Annotated in this window: 13 protein-coding genes and 2 pseudogenes; 7 read left to right on the top strand and 8 right to left on the bottom strand. The window is 70.9% G+C overall.

Annotated elements, in window-relative coordinates:
• The first annotated feature begins 38 nt into the window (after nt 1-38).
• Nucleotides 39-908, top strand: a complete 870-nt coding sequence (locus tag ACFV6X_RS22590; RefSeq protein ID WP_385386111.1) for a hypothetical protein — start codon at nt 39-41, stop codon at nt 906-908.
• 102 nt (nt 909-1,010) lie between these two features.
• Here the strand turns inward: ACFV6X_RS22590 and ACFV6X_RS22585 are convergent, their stop codons facing one another.
• The 3 genes from ACFV6X_RS22585 to ACFV6X_RS22575 all read right to left on the bottom strand — a co-directional run bounded on the left by ACFV6X_RS22585 (nt 1,011) and on the right by ACFV6X_RS22575 (nt 7,654).
• A complete protein-coding gene (locus ACFV6X_RS22585) occupies nt 1,011-1,700 on the bottom strand; it encodes an acetate uptake transporter (RefSeq protein ID WP_385386109.1) in 690 nt (229 codons plus the stop codon).
• 152 nt (nt 1,701-1,852) lie between these two features.
• A complete protein-coding gene (locus ACFV6X_RS22580; RefSeq protein ID WP_385386107.1) occupies nt 1,853-5,941 on the bottom strand; it encodes a discoidin domain-containing protein in 4,089 nt (1,362 codons plus the stop codon).
• A gap of 918 nt (nt 5,942-6,859) precedes the next feature.
• The gene (locus ACFV6X_RS22575) at nt 6,860-7,654 is read right to left on the bottom strand and encodes a YceI family protein (RefSeq protein ID WP_385386105.1); all 795 of its coding nucleotides are present in this window, start codon (nt 7,652-7,654) and stop codon (nt 6,860-6,862) included.
• 150 nt (nt 7,655-7,804) lie between these two features.
• Here ACFV6X_RS22575 and ACFV6X_RS22570 point away from each other — a divergent pair, with 150 nt between their 5' ends.
• Nucleotides 7,805-8,605 carry a DUF427 domain-containing protein gene (locus tag ACFV6X_RS22570; RefSeq protein WP_385386103.1) on the top strand — a complete coding sequence of 267 codons (801 nt, stop codon included), beginning with the start codon at nt 7,805-7,807 and terminating at the stop codon, nt 8,603-8,605.
• Between the two features lie 235 nt (nt 8,606-8,840).
• Here ACFV6X_RS22570 and ACFV6X_RS22565 read toward each other — a convergent pair whose 3' ends face one another.
• Nucleotides 8,841-9,116: a hypothetical protein gene (locus tag ACFV6X_RS22565; protein ID WP_385386228.1), complete on the bottom strand. Its 276-nt coding sequence runs from the start codon at nt 9,114-9,116 to the stop codon at nt 8,841-8,843.
• Between ACFV6X_RS22565 and ACFV6X_RS22560 the strand changes: the two are divergent.
• The 3 genes and pseudogenes from ACFV6X_RS22560 to ACFV6X_RS22550 form a co-directional block, all read left to right on the top strand.
• Nucleotides 9,052-9,825: pseudogene (locus tag ACFV6X_RS22560) on the top strand (NAD-binding lipoprotein); the annotation flags it as partial. The gene ACFV6X_RS22565 and the pseudogene ACFV6X_RS22560 overlap by 65 nt on opposite strands.
• 214 nt (nt 9,826-10,039) lie before the next feature.
• Nucleotides 10,040-10,921, top strand: a complete 882-nt coding sequence (locus ACFV6X_RS22555; protein ID WP_385386226.1) for a hypothetical protein — start codon at nt 10,040-10,042, stop codon at nt 10,919-10,921.
• Nucleotides 10,922-11,214: 293 nt separating this feature from the next.
• Nucleotides 11,215-11,481: pseudogene (locus ACFV6X_RS22550) on the top strand (SDR family oxidoreductase); the annotation flags it as partial.
• Nucleotides 11,482-11,541: 60 nt separating this feature from the next.
• On the opposite strand, the gene ACFV6X_RS22545 reads toward ACFV6X_RS22550, so the two are convergent.
• Genes ACFV6X_RS22545 through ACFV6X_RS22530 form a run of 4 tightly spaced genes read right to left on the bottom strand, consistent with a single transcriptional unit; the run spans nt 11,542 to nt 15,291 of the window.
• A complete protein-coding gene (locus ACFV6X_RS22545; RefSeq protein WP_385386101.1) occupies nt 11,542-12,507 on the bottom strand; it encodes a hypothetical protein in 966 nt (321 codons plus the stop codon).
• Nucleotides 12,504-12,992 carry a hypothetical protein gene (locus tag ACFV6X_RS22540; protein ID WP_385386099.1) on the bottom strand — a complete coding sequence of 163 codons (489 nt, stop codon included), beginning with the start codon at nt 12,990-12,992 and terminating at the stop codon, nt 12,504-12,506. Before ACFV6X_RS22540 ends, ACFV6X_RS22545 begins: the two co-directional genes overlap by 4 nt.
• Complete coding sequence (locus ACFV6X_RS22535) at nt 12,992-14,230, bottom strand: macrolide family glycosyltransferase (RefSeq protein ID WP_385386096.1); 1,239 nt, start codon at nt 14,228-14,230, stop codon at nt 12,992-12,994. The genes ACFV6X_RS22540 and ACFV6X_RS22535 overlap by 1 nt, the downstream gene beginning before the upstream one ends.
• Nucleotides 14,227-15,291, bottom strand: a complete 1,065-nt coding sequence (locus tag ACFV6X_RS22530; protein WP_385386094.1) for a patatin-like phospholipase family protein — start codon at nt 15,289-15,291, stop codon at nt 14,227-14,229. The genes ACFV6X_RS22535 and ACFV6X_RS22530 overlap by 4 nt, the downstream gene beginning before the upstream one ends.
• Before the next feature lie 544 nt (nt 15,292-15,835).
• Here ACFV6X_RS22530 and ACFV6X_RS22525 point away from each other — a divergent pair.
• Together ACFV6X_RS22525 and ACFV6X_RS22520 are read left to right on the top strand one after the other, a co-directional pair.
• Nucleotides 15,836-17,071: a BtrH N-terminal domain-containing protein gene (locus ACFV6X_RS22525; protein WP_385386092.1), complete on the top strand. Its 1,236-nt coding sequence runs from the start codon at nt 15,836-15,838 to the stop codon at nt 17,069-17,071.
• A gap of 327 nt (nt 17,072-17,398) precedes the next feature.
• Nucleotides 17,399-17,917, top strand: coding sequence for a toxin-antitoxin system HicB family antitoxin (locus ACFV6X_RS22520; protein ID WP_385386091.1), 519 nt, complete (start codon nt 17,399-17,401; stop codon nt 17,915-17,917).
• Nucleotides 17,918-17,968: the final 51 nt, after the last annotated feature.

Genomic DNA, 17,968 nt, shown 5'->3' with positions numbered 1-17,968 from the left:
CTCGTGCGGCCGGGTCGTGCGACATTACGATCGCGCGCATGCCAAGGCGCGAGACGAGCGGGGGAACCGGGGGCGGGACCGCCGCCGCATGGAGCGCCGACGTGGTGGACCACCGGCGCACGGTGGGGCAGTCGCCCTTCACATCGACCTGGTGCCCGAAGGACCCGCTGGCGCGCCGGGACGACCTACGGATCGTCGGTGGCGTCGGGTCGGTCAGCCGCGTCGACTCCACCGGGCGCACCCGCTGGACGCACCGGTGCGGCGGACGGCCCAATGCCGCCCATCTGTCCGGCGACCGCGTGCTCGTCACCACGGACTCCCTGGAGTACACGCCTGGGGGCCACCTCGGCCCGGCGCTGCTCCTCGACCTCGCGGACGGGCGGCTCGTCGCCGAGTTGCGCGGGCGGACTGCCGCGGCACGGGGAGACGGCCGCTTCGTGCTCGGACTGGAGGGCTATGACGTCTTCGACACCTGGGAGTACGACCGGGACGGCAGCGAGACCGACGCCTGGCGCTCCTACGGCCACTACGTCGTCGGCACCGGTCTGCGCGTCGTCGAGGCCGACCGCCAGCTGCCGACCGACGGTCGGGTCGTCCGGCTGCTGTCCGGCGGTGTCGTGGAACGCGGCCCGCGCCTGACCGATCCGCAGCCGCCCGAGCCACTGGTTCTGCGCGACGGTACGATCCTGGTCCTCGACGGCGCGGCGGTCCGCGCGGTGGGCCGCGGGCTCGACAGCACGGTCCTCGCCGAACTCACCGGGGCCACGGCGGACGTGGGTGGGCCGACGAGCCGGAAGCTGCGGTGGGACGGCGACCGGGTCGCCGCGGTCGTCTCCGTACCGCACGCGGACGAGCCGAGCCTCCACACGGTGGACACCTGGACACTCGCCCTCCATCACCGCACCTGAACCCGGCAGCGGTCCCGGCGTGCCGGTACGCGACCCCGACGCGGGAGCGTGTTGAGATCAGCGTCCGCTGCCGTGCGGGAGTGGTGCTCGTCGGTCACTGAGTCAGGCTTGTGGTGGTGAGGCGTCCTCGGTCCGCAATTCCCGTTCGCCTGCGGACGAGGTGACGGAGCCGGGCCGGCTCTTGTGGTGCCCCAGGTGGGCCAGTCGCTTACCGGGGTCGGGAAAGGTGGGGATGAGGTGTCGACCCCACGTGCCGTTGATCAGACCTGCGAACGACGCGTACCAAGCAATCGCGGCGGTGATGAAGCCGAAACTGCCGGCCACCTGAAAGAGCTCCTCGGACTGCGCGAAGTTCGCGGCAGTGAACAGAGTGAAGGTAATCGTCGCACTTGTGAACGCCGCCAGCAGGACGCCCGTGATGCGGAGCGTCGCAATCGTCAAGTAGAACGTGAGAACAGCCCACGGCAGGTTGAACAGCCCGTTGGCTATGTGAATTTGGTCGGGGGGCAGGTCGGGAAGGACGGCCATCCCGTATATCGCGAAGGCGACCCAGAAGGCGCCGTAGGAGCTGAATGCCGTGGCGCCGAACGTGCTGCCCTGTCTGAACTCGACAAGGCCCGCAATGAGCTGGATCAGGCCACCGAAGAAGAGCGCGACAGGAAATATCGCCGGAGTCAGTGAGGGGTCGACACCGACGTAGAAGAAGCTCAGCATGAACGTGGTGGTCCCGAATCCGGCCAGACCCAGCGGGGCGGCATCCGGCCTCGACACAGGACGAGTAGGCGCAGGCATGACAGTCTCCCGCCGTGAAGGTGTCCGGCCTGTCAGGCAACTCCGGGCAGCGCAGAAGACACCGCTCTCAACAAGAGCATGCGTTCGCGGGCCGCGACCGGCAACCGGAGAGCCCCGGTTCCGGCAACACCAGCCGGAACCGGGGCGGGGTGTCACGCGTGCAGCGTGACGGCCCGGCTGTTGTAGGCCTCCACCCGCAGCGCCGGATGCCGCGAGTCGAGTGCCCGGGACGGCCAGGACAGCTGGACGGTCCTCGACTCGCCGGGCAGCAGCCACAGATAGTTGTCGCTGTACAGCGTCGGCAGCACCCGGCGCCCGTCCGCCTCGTCGTCCAGCAGGGACAGCCGCACCATGGCTGCCACGGCCGGACCCTGGTTGCGTACGGTCGCCGTCAGCTCATGCCGGCTCTCCGAGCGGGAAACCCGCGTGATCGCTCCGGACAGTTTCACCTGCCGCGCCTCGTTCAGGGCACGCATCGCCGCCGGTTCGCGGTAGCGCCAGTAGGTGTTGCGGGACACCTCCCTGCCGCTCGCGTCCCGCAGGGTCAGCCGCATCAGGTGCAGGTCGGGCAGGTCGTCGGTCCAGCCGGCGTGGAAGGCCCGGGTCGTGGTGGCGCGTGCCACGTCCACCCGAGCCGTGCGGCTCCTGCCGAGCTCCCGGCCGGACAGGTCGTACAGGCGCGCGGTGACGGTGGCGTCCTTCAGATCCGCCGCCGTGTGATTGACCGCGATGACCCGCCAGTCCAGCGGATCGGCCTGGACGTGAAGCGGCTCGCAGGCCGAACGGGCGCCGTAGTAGGTGCCGTTGACGTCGAAGTCGTAGTCGTACGTCTGCCAGACGGTGCTGTGCCAGGCCGGGTGGGACATCCACAGCATCAGGCCGGTCGCGTTGTCCCAGAGGTTCGCGTTCCATGCCTCGAACATGGCTCGCGTGTTCTCGTAGTTGACGAACTGGGCCTTGCGGGCGAAGTCGTCGAGGTTCTCGACCTCGCCCAGGCGGCTCTCCACGGCGGCCTGGTAGGTCCGCGGCGCCTGGTTCCCGCGTTCGCTCCAGTCGTGGTAGTACCACGCTCCGCGAATGGGCCACTCCGGCTCGTCGCCCACCATGTTGCGCATGCTGGCCGCTGTGGAGACGACCGGCATCCCGATCTCGGTGTGGAAACCGAAGTCCTTGCTGCCGTACGTCATCGGGTCGAAGTACTTCTCCGGCTCCACCCAGCCGTAGGGTCCGCCGCCGGTGACGATCCCGCCGGCCGAGTTGTTCTGGTAGAGCAGACCGGGGACCTGATCCTCGACGGCTTCGCGCATCCCCTTGTCGATCTCGGCCGGGGGGTTGCCCTCGTTCGCTCCGCACCAGACGGCCACGCACGGATGGATCCGGTAGCGCAGTACGGTGTCGCGGGCGAGGGAGTTGAACGCCTCACGGTCCGGCGGATCCATGGCCCAGGCGTTGGGGAAGTCGTTCCACACCAGGATGCCGTGCCGGTCGCAGGCCGCGAAGAAGTCCTCCCGGTTGCTGGTGCCGACCCAGTTGCGGATCATGGTGAAGTTCATGTCGCGGTGCATCCGCACCGCCGCGTCCATGCGCTCCGGCGGCATTCTGCGCAGCAGCTCGTCCCAGCCCCAGTTGCCGCCGCGGGCCAGCACGCGCACGCCGTTGACGCTGATCTTCAGCGGGTCGGGGGTGTTCGAGACCGACTTGACGTCCGTCCACGTGTCGCCGTCTTCGGACACCTGGATCACGTACGTCTTCGGGTAGGCCGGCTCCCAGACGATCGCCACCCGGTCGACATGGTGCACGGCGCCCAGGTCCACCTGGATCCACTGGTTGTCCTCGTACTGCGACGACCACCGGGTGCCCGTGTCGCCGTCCGTGGCGTGCGCGGCCGGGTGGTCGGTCTCCTGCGTCGAAGCCGTCGCCGTCTTGTGCAGGGCGAGGTCGGTGCCGGGGTCGGTGCGGTCGACGACCGCCAGGGACCACAGCGAGTTGCCCCAGCTGGTGTTGCGCAGTCCGCAACTGATGCGGACGTAGCGGGCGCTGTGCCGGTCGAAGTCCTCGACCTGCAGGCTGGCGTTGCCGTTGTTGAACGGCAGCGGCACCGCGCCGTTGTCGACCGACATCACGTCGGTCCACTCGGAGCCGTCCGCGGACACCTGCACCACGAACGACTTGGCGTAGGCGCGCTCCCACGCGAGGTCGACCCGGTCGAAGGACTGAATGGAGCCCAGGTCGACGCTGATCCACTGGTCGTCCTCGTAGGCCGAGGACCACCGGGTGCCGGGGTCGCCGTCGGTGACGTTGGCCGGGCCGTGACCGTCCTCGTCGGCGCTGGAGGCGTCGGCCGGAGCGTGCAGGGCGAGGTCGGTGGTGGGCAGGGTGGCGTCGAACACCGACAGACCCCACAGGGAGCTGCCCCAGGAGGTGGCCCGGGTCAGGCACTTGATGCGGACGTGCCGCGCCCGCTGCCGCTCGAAGGTCAGGGACTGCGTGGAGGAGTTCTCGGACGCGGAGAACGGCAGCGGCACGTGGTACTCGTAGCCGAACTGGCGGATGCCGAAGCGGGTGGTGCGCCGGTCGCTCTCCTCGCCGTCGACCGCCACGGTGAGCGTCAGATCGTGCAGGTCGGGCTCGCCCAGGCCGTTGGGCCACCACAGCCTGGGCTTGTGCAGCCGCAGTTGCCGGAAGGCGTCGGGGGCGAAGACGACGTCGAGGCTCCGGCCGGCGGGCACGGTGACGACCCGCGACACCCGGACGCCGCCGAAGACCGCGGTGACCGTCGCCCTGTGGTCGGTGGAGTCGGCGTTGCGCACGGGGACGACCACCGTCAGCTCGGCGACCGACACGTCCGGCAGATCGGGCAGCAGGGTGTCGACACGGGGGTCGCCGATCACGACGTGCCCCGTGGACCTCAGCCGGACATGGTTCCAGATGCCCGCCGCGCGGTCCCGGACGGCCGGCATCCAGTCCCAGCCGGAAGACGCCAGATAGGTGGGGGAGTTGAGGTTCATCTGGGGGGCGCCCGCGTCCACCCAGGCCTCACCCAGCGGGCCCTTGTCGCCCGGGCTGCCGGGCACGGGCATCGGCGAGATCTTCACCGCGAGCGCGTTGGCGCCGTCTTCGGAGATCAGTCCGGTCACGTCGTACGAGGCACGGGCGAAGGGGTACGTCAGGTCCCCGACACGGCTGCCGTTGAGCCACACGTCCGCCTGGTGGTTGACGCCGTCGAACTCCAGCCAGATCCGTCGGCCGGATCCGGTACGCAGCCCCCTCGGCAGCTCGAAGTCCCGCTTGTACCACCAGGAATGACGCGACAGGGCTTCGGGGATGTGCAGGTTGTTGAGCCCTGTCACGGGATCGGGCAGCTTGCCCTGCTCCACCAGTGAGCCCAGGACCGTGCCCGGCACCGTGGCGGGCAGCCACCGGCTCGTGTCGACGGACGGCTCGGACAGCCCGGCGCCGTCCTGGCCGGCCCAGTCGTCAAGGGTGAGCCGCCAGCCCGACTCCACCGGTACCGTGCCGTCGTCGGACACGGTCAGCCGGGGTGCCTTCCCGTGCTGGGTGCCCCACTCGGTCCAGCCCGACGCCGAGGGGCGCCTTCCCTTGGCGGTGCCGTACACCTCGAAGCCGTTGAGCCCCAGCGGCAGGGGACTGGAGCGCTTGAGCGAGGTCATGCGGATCCAGCGCGCCGACACCCGGCGGGGAAGCTGGACGTCGACCTCGCCTCCGGTGCCGGCGGTGGTGCGATACACGCTCGTCCACGACTCACGGTCCAGCGAGGTCTCCAGTACGAAGTGCAGCGCGTAGGCGGACTGGATCTCCTTGCCCGTGGTGCCGCTGTGCGGGTTTCCGCTGGTGGGCGGAGTGAACACCGGGTCGGAGGCGTCCGCCTCGAAGATGAGGCGAATACGGTCGACCTCGCACACGGCCTGGAGGTCGACGGCGATCCACTGCGGGTCGCCGTCCTCGGCGCGCCAGCCGCTGCCTCGGACGCCACGGGCGCTGAGCCGGTCCACCACGAAGGAGCCGGGCGTGGGGGCGTAGGCCGTCGAGGAGACGGAAACGGGCCGGTGAAGGGCGAGTTCGGCCGGTGAAGCCGGTGCGCCCGGTGCGGCGACGGGAGCTGCCGCGGCGGGCGTGGTGGTGAACGCGGCTCCAGGGCCCAGCCAGGCCAGCAGAGCGGATCCCGTGGTGACGATGGACCGCCGCGAAGGATGACGCGGCGTACCCGACTGATCTGTCATGAACTTGAAGTCCCATCGAAAAAAAGAACCGCCGGCAGCGCGACCGGACATGCCCCCCGCGCCCCCTGCCCCGAACGGCATGACAACGTTGCCAAAGGTTCTGGTGGGTTACGCCTCCGTGTCAAGGGCCGTGCTGAGATTGCTGTTGGGGGTGGGGCGGCTGACGTGGCTGTCGTTCAGACGCTTCGCCCGGCGGGCGAGCGGGCCGCGTCATACCGCGTAGCATCCGGCGGGCGGTGCGGCGCACGCCTGCGCCACGGCGGGCCATCGGCACCGGGAGCGCGACGGGCGACAACTGGAAGCGACCCAGGATGACGGGTGGCCGCTGATGAAATGCGTTCGGGTGGTACCGCTCGACGACCTCTGTGGTTTCGAACTCGACCCACGGCCCCGCGGGGACGTCCTTCGCGAATTCGCCGAGCGGCTCCCGGCCGGGCCCGGGATCGGGCGACGGACGGATCGCATGACGACTCTTCGTCGAGCTGGACCTCGGCCGGGCAAAAGGAAACTCGACGAGGGGCTTACTGCGGGTGCTGCCGCATGGGGTTGGCGTCAGCCATGATATCGCGCTCACCCGGGGATCGGTTCTCGTTGTCGAGGGGTGATCTGATCGCGCGACGGTGCGTGAGCTGACGGGAACTCGCTGACCGAGTCCCCCGAGGCGGATGAGGCGGCGTTCGACCGAGTGGCGTTGGCGGTGGATTTACCAGTCGCCTCAGGGATTCCCCCACCGTATCGGCCTGGATTGTGCCGGTGCCGGTGCCCTGTTCGGCCGGGCGGGGGACCTCTCCGCTCCAGAGGTACCCCGCCCGGCCGGGGCGCGCGCCGACCTCCGTCCCCACGGTGCGGCGCGAGCAGGCCGGTCGTCCCGTCGCCCGTCGGACGGCGCGGCCTGGTCTTGAGGTGAGTCCTGGCTGGTCAGGCCGGGACTGTCGGATCCATTCGCACTGCGGAGATGTCGATGATCAGCGACATCCTGTCGTCGACGAGTGCGAGTCCTGGTCCGGTCGGCGCATTCCAGGTGAGCCCCCAGTCGGACTGGCTCAGGGTGGCTTTGCCTCTGAACCCGACCCGGTACTTCCCCCGCCCGTCTTGCGCGGCCCCGCCGAACTCCAGGTGGACAGGGACCGGTAGTTCGACGTCTCTAATCCTGAGGTTTCCGTCGAGGCGGAAGCCTTCGTCACCTGCGCCGGTGATTCCGATCGACTGGAACGTCATCAAGGGGTACGTGGAGGAGTCGAAGAATGCGGGGCCCTTGAGGTGCGCGTTCCTCTCTCGATCACGTGTGTCGAGGCTTTCGGTCTGGATGCTCATGTACGCCGCGCTACGGAAAAGGTGCGTTCCGCCGAGCTTGAGGATCCCTTCGAAGGAGTTGAACCTCCCGCGGACGTCGAAGAAGACGGCATGCCGGACGGAGAACCCGATCACACTGTGTACCGGGTCGATGATGTAGACACCTTTCGGCGCGTTGAACGGGCTCGCGAGGGAGAGCCTGTTCCGGCTGCGGTCTTTGAGCATGTCGGGTGCTTCTTTCGGTCTGTAACTCTCCGAATTCCCCTCTTCGACCTGCACGAGGGGGATCCTCCCGGAGACGTGCTTGGAGCATCCTTCAACGTCGTCTTCACCAAGAGAGACCAGGCAGCGACCAAACTTGTGACACGCGGCCGGATGGAATGTCGAGCTGTGACCTTCGGCCAGGTCGGTGACTCCCATGAGATGCCCATGTCACAGATCCACCGCGTGTCCGGTCATCACTGAGAGGTGACAGGTCCAGGTCCGGCCAGGGTAGGCCTCCCGTGGGCGAAGAAGCCGGGCGGTGGAGCGGTGGAGCGCTGTGGAGCAAGTGGAGTGAGGTGATTGACCATGAACGAAGAGAGCGTGCTGCATCCGGGTCTGATCGTCCCGGTCGGGCACGTCGAGCCCGTGGCGAGGCGCATTCGGGGGGAGATCGACGGCCGCGTCGTCTTCGACACCCGGCGTGCGCTGTACGTATGGGAGTGGCCCGCGTATCCCCAGTTCAGCATCCCGGCCGAGGATCTGGTCGGGGGCGTGCTCACCGACGACGACCATGCCGAGGAGCGCGGCGCCTGGCCCGCCCGGCGGCACTCCCTGCACGTCGGATCCCAGGTCCGCGGCGGTGCTGCGTGGGTCTGGGACGACGGCGCTCCGGAGCCCCTGCGCGGTACGGTCCGTTTCGAGTGGGACGCGCTGGACGCCTGGTTCGAGGAGGACGAGCCGGTCTTCGTGCACCCCAGGAGCCCGTACTCCCGGGTGGACGCGCTGCGTTCCTCCAGCAGTGTCCGTGTGGAGGTGGACGGGGTCGTACTGGCGGACGCGCCGTACTGCGTGAAGCTGTTCGAGACCGGCCTGCCGACCCGCTACTACCTTGACCGACTGCACGTCGACCTGACCCGGCTGCGCCCGACGGAAACGGTGACCAGCTGCCCGTACAAGGGGACGACGAGCGGTTACTGGTCGTTCGACAGTGAGGTCGCCACCCACGAGGACATCGCCTGGGCCTACGACTTCCCGACGGCTCACGCCCAACGGATCGCGGGCATGATCGCGTTCTACAACGAGCACGTCGACCTGTACGTGGACGGCACGCTGCTGCCGCGCTCCACCGAGCCACCGCCGGCAGGAGCGAGCGGTCCTGCGCGTTGACCGTGCGACATCACCTGCACGCCCCTGGAAGGGCACCCGGCCACCTCTTCGTGCCACCGGCTTGACCGAAAGGGTGAATGTGCCGGTGGCACGGCGTGTCGCTGCCGCGTCGCCCGCACGCTTCGTTCGGGAACGGGAGCGGGGTTCTGGCAACCCCGGAACCGGTACGAGGGCGACAGCAGGGGGCGGATGTGGTGGGGCGGCAGCGACCTGCTTCGTTGCGGGACAGGGCGCGCTATCTCTTCGACAGGACTCTGGCGCGCAGCACGGGCGCGCTGATGGGCTGGCTGGCCGCGTGCTGCCTTGCCGTCGTCCTGCCGGTGAGCGCGCTGATGGTGTGGACCGACCCCGCGGCACCGCGGACCCTGGCCGGACGGCTCACCGCCGTGTGGCGCACCAGCGCGGAGACCCTGCGTCTGGGCGGTGTCACGGGCGCGCCGCTGCGGATGCTGCTGGCGGGGCTGCTCGGGCTCATCGCGCTGCTGTGCGTGTCCACGCTGATCGGCGTCATCACCACCGGGCTCGGCGACCGACTCGCGGAGTTGCGCCGCGGCCGCTCCACGGTGCTGGAACAGGATCACGCGGTGGTACTCGGCTGGTCCGACCAGGCGTTCACGGTCATCGCCGAGACGGTCGCGGCCGCGGCGGGCCGCCGGCGGGGCGTGGTCGCCGTGCTGGCCGAGCATGACACCGCCGAGATGGAGGCGGCCCTCACCGCCGTCCTCGGCGTCGTCGGCAAGGCCCGGCTGGTCTGCCGCACCGGCTCACCGGCGGACCCCCAGGCGCTGGCGCTCGTCACACCTGCCGCGGCCCGTTCGGTGCTGGTGCTGCCGTCCGAGGACGCCGGCGCCGACGTGGAGGTCGTCCGCGTCCTGATGGCTCTGCGGGCCCTGCTCGGAGCGCAGACGGGGCCGCCGGTGGTCGCGGCGGTGCGCGACGACCGGTTCCTGCCGGCCGCGCGGCTGGCGGCCGGGCCACGGGGCACGGTGCTGGAGACGGACCTGACCACCGCGCGTCTGCTGGTGCAGTCGGCGCGGCGCCCCGGGCTGTCCGCGGCGCTGGGTGACCTCCTCGACTTCGCCGGTGCTGAGTTCCACGTCGTGGACGTCCCGGAACTGACGGGAGGCTCGTACGCCGACATCGCACTGCGCTTCGAGGCGTGCTGCGTCGTCGGGTTCCTGCGGGCGGGCGGCCGGTCCGCCGTCACTCCCGCACCGGGCACCCTCCTCGAGGCCGGAGACCGGCTCGTGGTCGTGGCGTGCGACGAGCGGGCGGACCCGCCGGTCGACTGCCGCGAGCACGTCGACGCTTCGCTCGTGGTGGCCCCCGCGTCATCGGCCGCCGGCCCCGACGCGGGTGCTGCTGCTCGGCTGGAACCGCCGAGCACCTCTGCTCATCGACATCCTGCGCCGAACCTCACCGCCGGGATCCGTCGTGGACGTCGTCACCGACCCGGACTGCGGACCGACCGCGGGCCCGGCGGAAGACCTGGAGGACGCGGAGTCGCCCCGGAGCGGTCCCGCCTCCGAACGGTTGACGGTGAACCGTCACACAGGGGACCTGGCACGCCCCGAGTTCCTGCGCGTCCTGGACGTGTTCGGCTACGACAGTGTCGTCGTCCTCGGCCCCGACGAGGGCACGGGTACGGAGCGGCCCGACGACCGGACCCTGCTGACGCTTCTGATGCTGCGGGCCTGGGAGGAGGAATCGGGCCGTGCCCTGCCCGTCGTGGCGGAGCTGCGCGACCCCCGCAGCCGGGCGCTGGCCCCGCTCGGCCCGGCGTCCGACGCCGTAATCCGCGGCGAACTGACCGCACTGCTGATGGCGCAGATCTCCCACAGCCCGGAGCTGGCGGCGGTGTTCGACGAGATCTTTGCCGCCAGGGGAGGCGCACTGGCTCTTCGCCCGGCGCCGCACTACGTCAGGCCCGGTGCGGAGACGCCCTTCGCGACGGTCGTCGCGGCAGCCCTGGAGCGCGGGGAGTGCGCCCTCGGATACCGCGCCCCCGCACAGCCCGGCTCGCCGTCGCACGGTCTGCGTCTTTGTCCCGGCAAGTCGCAACGGCGGGTGTGGGACAGCCAGGACGAGATCTTGGTGCTGACGTCCGGCTCCGCCGCGGCCGGCGTCACGGAGGACGGACCCGGACTGCCCGGCATGCGAGGGGAAGCCGCCGGTTCCGGAAAGCCGGGCACGAAGGGGCGGGCCGTACAGGAATCCGACCCACGTGAGCCCCGATCGCGCGATCCCAGGGATCGCCGGGGCGCGGACCCCGACCGTGAAGGGGGCGGATCACCGACTGCCGCCCCGCAGACCTGACGGGCTCCGCGCGGCCGCGCGTCCGGCGCACCGGCGCGGCACTGCACACCTGGCCTTCCCGGCGACCGGCGGGCCCTAGGGAAGGCGACCGCCCGCTCGGGCGCCGTCGTCCTCGGCCGGCGGCCAGGAGCGCGGCATGGCGCTGGCCCCCGCGTCCGTCCTGACTGTCGACGACGTGTGGCACGTGGCGGGATGCGCGGCACGGGCAGCAAGGTGACGGTGGCGGAAGAGGTCCCCTGGCGGGCCGGCAGGGCGGGATTCACGCCGGCGCCCACTACTAGGCCGCCAAGGCCGGCGTCCTGGTGCTCACCAAGGTGTTCGCCAGGGAGCCGGCGGCGCACGGCGTGACGGTCAACGCCGTCGCACCGGCCGCCGTCCTCACGCCTGTGGCGGACGAACTGGGCGCGGTGGCGAAGTCGGGGGTGGCCCTGGCTGTCCCCGTCGGACGGATGGGCAGACCGACGGAGGTCACCGCCCTCGTGGAGTTCCCGGTGAGCGAGGAGGGCGGCTACGCCACGGGCGCCACCTTCGACATCGACGGCGGTACCCACATGCGCTGATCGCGGGGCGGATCCACCGGGCCGCTCGCGCCGGTCCCGGTCCTCGGCGAGCACGAGACCTCAGGCCACCCCGTCTCCCGACGCCAGACCTCCGGCCGCCGCCGGGGGCGTGCTCGCTTCCTCGCGGGCGCGGATGACCCTGATCACGGTGTCCGTGGTGCGCTCCAAGTGGCTGCGGCGGTCGGGCAGTCGGGCCTTCGAGCTGATGTAACTGAGCGGTCCGACGTGGGTGGCCGGGTCGAGACGGTGCACGGTGACCTTCCCGGCGCGCAGGGCCCGGTTCCAGCTGCTGTAACGGCACAACGGCCAGCGTTGCGGGAAGATCCAGGTGCCGGCCCGCTCGATCCGGTCGTTCGCGCTGGTGAGCCGATACAGGTGCTCTGCGCGGGTGATGTCGTTGGCGCCGTTGTGGAATCCGCCGATCGTGAGCAGCAGGAGCGGGGCGCGCAACGTGGTGTGCAGTTCGTCGACGGCACCGGTGGCGACCTGGGCGCCGCCGCTGTAGCTGAGCAGCACCACCGGGACGCCGCTGCGCGGCTGGTAGCCGGCGAGCCGGAGCTGTGTGGCGATCTGACCGCCGACGGCGCGGTTGTACAGGGGCCGATACCGGCGGTCCGCGGCGACGAAGATCTGCATCACGTTGTGCAGGAACAACAGCAGGCCGGCGTGGCGGCGCAGCCACGCCCACACCGGCCGGTCGGCGAGCGGGTGCGCCAACGGCGAGTACGGCTGCACCTGTCCCAGGACCCGCAGCTCCGGCGCCTTGGTGAGCAGGGCCCTGACCAGTTCGCCGCCGTCCCGGCTGTCGCGGATGCGGCGTTTGCCGATGCCGTCCAGGTAGACCAGGTACGCGGCCGGAGGGGCGTCGGGGGACGCGCCCCGCGCGTAGGGGGTGCCGTCCGGGAGTTCGGCGGTCGGCGTCCGCCAGCCGGCGCCGTACACCAGCACCTCGTAGCGGGCGAGCAGCGCCTCGGCGATCAGGGCGACACCGATTCCACCGCCGGCCCAGAGCAGCAGTTCGTTCACGCGACCGCCTCCGGCGTCCGGGGCGCGCTGAGCCGTGCGACCAGCCGCCGGACGGCTTCCACGGCGAGTCCGAGTCCGACTCCGGCGACGGCCAGGCACTCGGCGGCTCTCCACCAGTCGAGGCCGGTCGCCGCGGCGAAGGGTCCTGTCAGCGTCACCGCGACCCCTACGAGGAGCAGCAGGTGGAACAACGGTCCGAGCAAGGGGAACGCGAGTACGGCAGCGAAGAGGAGCGGCGCAACCAGGCCGGGGGTCCACAACAGGCCGTCGACCGGCGCCGGAGCGGGCAGCATGAGGTCGGCCAGGGTCCACGCGGTCAGCGGCCACAGCGCGAACACGACCGCCTCGACGACGCCACCCGTCATCAGCAGGCTGATCAAATGGGTCCGCGACACGCCAGGGCGGCGTACCGCCAGGGGCACGAGGCGCCCGGCGGCCTCCGAGACTCCGGCGAGCAGCAGCAGGATGACGACGACGGGTGACATCACTCGGCCCCGCTGTGACGGATCAAGGGCAGCCGTAGCCGGAGCCGGCGGCCGACCGGGCCGGACACCCGCAGATGGCGCTCGAGTTCGTCGGCGGCACGCCGGTAGCCGCCCGCGTCGTGCTGGGCCGTCCGCAAGGTGGCCGCGGCCGCCCGGAACCGGGGTTCGTCGAGCAGACGCCGGGCGAGGGCGCGTACGGAGTCCTCGGTGACGTCGTGGTTGCGGAGCGACAGACCGGCGCCGAGCTCGGCCACGCGACGGGCCACCAGCGGTTGGTCGGCGCCTTGGGGAACCACCAGCATCGGTACCCCGGCGTAAAGGGCCTCGTTGACGCTGTTCATGCCGCCGTGTGTGACGAACAGGGCCGCCCGGTCCAGCACCTGGAGCTGCGGCACGGAGCGACGGGCGATCACATGGGTGGGCAACGGGCCGAGCGCGGCGGGATCGGTGTGCCCGGTGGAGACGATCACGGTGCCGCCCAGCGGGGCGAGCGCGGTGGCGAAAGCGCGCAGCGTCCTAGGACCGGCGTCGAACAACGTGCCGAGCGACGCGTACAGCACGGGGTCGCGCAGGTGCTGGAGGGGGAAGGACGGGTCGGTCGGCCGGGCGCCGATGCTGGGTCCGACGAAGTGGTAGGAGGCGTCGATGTCCTCGGTGCCGGGCTGGAACGCTCGCGAGGTGTAGACCAGGTTGAGGGCCTGACGGAGGTTTCCCAGGTCCAGCGGGGGCAGTGTCCTGGTGTCGTAGCGGCGGCGTAGCTCCAGACGTGCGCGAAGGTAGCCCCGCACGTTGCGGGTGTGCGCCGCCGCGGAGGCCAGCAGCGCCCACGAGGCGCTGGTGGGGCTGGGCACACTCCGGTTGTACGCGAACGTCGTGAACGACGACGCGGCCGGCACGCCGAGCTCGCGGGCGGCGATCGCTCCCCACGGACAGGCGTTGTCGTGGACGATCAGGTCGGGCCGGATGCCGCGCAGGTCGGTCAGAACGGTGGGGAGCAACTGGACGGTCGTCCGGGCGAGCGCCTCCATCAGCGTGACCGGCATCGGCGGGTCGGGCATCGCCTGGGCGCCCCCGGGACAGAGGTACACCGCCGCGCCGGCGGCCTCCATCTCCGCTTGGAATGCGGGCCAGGTGTGGTAGGTGACGCGGTGGCCGCGCCGGACGAGTTCGGCGACGATCGGCAACGTCGGGTTGATGTGGCCGTGCATGCCGATGTTGAGGAAGGCGAGGGTGCTCACTGACCGCCTCCCCGGACGAAGGGGGGCGGCGGCTCGCCGGGGCCGACTGGAGGCCCGGCTGGACCGTTCCGTGCACCGCCCGGGCTGGTGGGTGCCGCGGGCGGGTGGGTCGATGTCGGGCCCGGATGGTTCGATGCCGCGCCTGGGTGGGGCGCTCCCGCCGCGCCCGGGTCGATGAATACCGCCCCGCCCGGGCCGGCCGATGCTGTGACGGGGGCGTCGACCCGGTACAGGCCCGGCCCGTCGATGCGGAGACCGTCCAGGAAGTGCCCCGCCGTCCGCGCCGCGGTGCTGATCAGCCGCTGGGTATGGCCGAAATCCCAGGGGGACGGCCACGTCTCGATGCCGGTCGGCAGCAGCACGGTCGGGATGTGCCGGGACACCTCGTGCAGGTCGCGCTGGATCTGATGGTGCAACAGCAGCAGGCCGGCCCGGGCCGCGATGGCGCTCGCACGCCGACGCGGGATGTCCGGGCTCAAGGGCGAGCTCTCCGGCCCGGCGGACAGCACCACGACGCTGGCCGCCCCGGCCTGCAGGGCCGCAAGGACCGGAACGTAGGCGATCACGCCGCCGTCGACGAGGGTGCGGCCCTCGCGGTCCACCGGGGGCAGCATCCCGGGGATCGCCGTGCTGGCCAGCAGCGCGGACTGGAGGTCCCCGTGGTCGAGCAACGCCGGAGCGCCGGTGGCGAGGTCCATGGCCACCGCGGTGAACGGGACCGCCAGGTCCTCGATCCGGGAGGGCAGCCCGGACCCGGCGATCAGCCGACGCAGGCCCCGGTCGTTGAAGAGGCTCACCCGTGACGACGCGTAGCCGAACGGGTACACGTCGCGGCGACGCAACTGCGACCACACGTTGTCGAGCCACGGAGCGGCCTTGTCGGGGTGCGCCGCCGCGATGGCGCCGTTGAGGGCACCCACCGAGGTGCCCACGATCATGTCCGGGGCGAAGCCGCGCTGCTCCAGCGCGTACCCGACACCCACATGCGCCGCCCCGAGGACGCCACCGGCGGCCACCACCGCCGCCACGGGCCGCGGCAGGCCGCTCAGGCCCACCGGCACCGAGTCCGTGTCGGTGGGGTGTTCCGAATCCGGAGGCGTCCCTTGGTCGCCGCTCTCCGTGTCACCGGCACCGAGAGTGTGGTGTACCCATGGTGCCGGTCTCTGGTCACGTGGAAGCCTCATGTCACTTCACGCACCTATTGGATTCGTGCACCAGCCAGAAGCCGGGCGGAGCCCTGATCGCCGGACGCGAATTTCTCCGCCCCGTATCCCTACAAAAGGGTATTCCCCGATTCGGTGACCGCGCTCGCCCGGGCCGCTCGTCACGGCGCGGGCGAGTTCCTCGGTGCGCCTGGCCCTTACGCAAGGCGGCTGCGCATGCCGAGTGCGTGCTTGTCGCCTGACCAGCGGCGGGATAGCGTGCTCGCGGCGTCTCCTGCGCGCCCGACCCCTGGACCGAGTGCTCACGCCACCCGGCGCTGCGGGGGCAAAGGTGATCTTCGTGTCGTCGTAGGTGTGGCTTCCTTCGTTGTGTGTCTTCCCTTCCGGGTGACGGTGACGGTCTGCGTGAGGGCTCGTGCCGGCCACCCCGAGAGGATGGGCAGTGACGGAGCAGCGAGGGTTCAAGAAGCTGGTGCGTGAGCGGATGGCTCGCACCGGGGAGTCGTACACCACGGCCCGCCGTCATGCGCTGGCCAAGGCGGCCAGGGCGCAGGTGTCCGTGAGGGGCGACGGACTGGTGTATGCCGAGTTCGGTACCGACCAGCATCACGAGGCGTCCCTGATCCGGCATGCGCTCGGCAGCGTCCACGACGAGGCGCTGGTCGCCGGTCTGGCCGGAGGCGTCGGCTTCATGTACTTCGTCTTCGAGTACCAGAACCTGCCGCCGCTGCTGACGATCGTGGCCCAGCACCATCCGGAGCCGTGGGTCCAGACGGCCCTCGACCGGCTGCGCGTGCCGTACGACGTCCAGCACAGCGGCAAGCCCCAGTGGGCCAAGCTGCGCAAGGCCCTGGACGCGGGCCGTCCGGTGTTCTGCGCCGTGGACAAGTCACGGCTGCCCTGGCACGGGATGGAGCCGGGGTTCGGCTCCGACGCCTACACGGTCGTCGTCGCCGGTCACGACGGCGACACCTTCTGCGTCGACGACGAGGCCGCTGCCCCGCATGCCATCGCAGCCGAGGAGTTCGGCGCCGCCTGGTCCGCCTACAAGAAGGGGCGCCACCAGATGATCGTGCCGACCGGGCCGGCCACCGGGGTTCCCGATGTCGACGGTGCGATCGCCGCCACCGTCGGGCATCTCGCTGGGCCGGTCCTCGGCAACAAGTTCGACGTCAACTTCGGATTCTCCGGGATGGGGAAGCTCGCGGCCCAGCTGCGCGACACGAGGACGAAGACGGGGTGGGAGCGGCGCTTCGGGGGGCCGGTGCCCTTCTTCCACGGGGTGCGCAGGCTGTATGAGTGCCTGGAGATGGAGTACACGGCGCCGGGGGCGACTCGGCCGCTGTATGCCGACTTCCTGGACCTTTTCGGCCGGTCCGATGCCGCGGCCCTGTTCCGTGAGTCGGCCCGCGGCTGGGAGCGCGTGGCTTCCCTCGCGCTGGAGACCGTGTCCGGCCTGGGCGCGTACACGGAGATCTGCGAGCGGCGGATGCAGGTGATCATGGCCCGTGGCGAGGAAGCCAGGGAAGAGATCCGGGCTCTCGGCGCGCGTGCCGACGCGCTTGCCGAGGAGTACGGGGCGCCCGACGCCGAACAGCGCAGGGACCTGTTCGACGAGCTCGCCGGCATCGTCGAGGCCAGTACGGCACTCGAACGACAAGCCGTCGAACTGCTCTGACTCCGGGCACCCTCCGGTGCGGATGGCCCCGGCACGGTGGCGGGGGCGGCCGCGCCTCGCGAGACCGCATGGCGTCAGCTGATGCCGAGGAGTGCTACCTGGTGCCATGCGGTTGCGGTTCGGCTCATTCCGGTGCCATGGAGGTGCCACGTGGCGCCATCCGCCGTCATTTTGCGCATCTCAAGGTGGGAGAGCGCGCTTGGCGCCATGGTGGCGCGGATCGCATCCCTCACGTTTCCGCAGGTGAGAGCCGCTGCCGTGACGCGAATCCGTAGCAGGCGCCGTTCAGGCTTGCGCGTGATGCCACGGTGGTGCCATCATGGCGTCATGGACTTGACCCCGTATGTCGACACCCTTCGCCGTGAGCTTGCGGTGGCCGCCGAGGCCGGTGGGGAGGACGCCCGCGAACTGGCCGAGAGACTGACCGCTCCTCTGGAGTCGGCGACGCGTCTGGTCATGCTGCACGTGCTTTCCGCCGCGATGGACGAGATCACCCGCGAGCTGGCCCCCGGCTCGGTGGATGTGCGGCTGCGCGGGCTGGATCCCGACTTCGTGGTGACGCCGCCGCCCACCGGCAGCGGCGCGCCCGCGGAGCCGGCCATGTCGGTGGAGGCGTTCAAGGCCTCGCCCCCGGCCGACGGCGACGAGGGCGGCACCGCACGCATCAATCTGCGTCTGCCGGGCCACCTCAAGGCGCGCGCCGAGGAGGCCGCAGCCCGCGAGGGCCTGTCGGTCAACGCGTGGCTCGTGCGAGCCGTGTCGGCCGCGGTCGAGGGTGGCGCTCGGCCCCCCGCGCCGCAGAAGGCCCAGACCATCGGGCAGAGCTTCACGGGCTGGGTGCGCTGACCCCACACCCGCCCGCACCACTTCACCGCCCGCACTTCAACCCGGGCACCT

The sequence above is a fragment of the Streptomyces sp. NPDC059861 genome (assembly GCF_042731435.1).
GTDB lineage: Bacteria > Actinomycetota > Actinomycetes > Streptomycetales > Streptomycetaceae > Streptomyces.
Note: the sequence above shows the minus strand (reverse complement) of the source record. Positions and strands in the feature narration are given on the sequence as shown.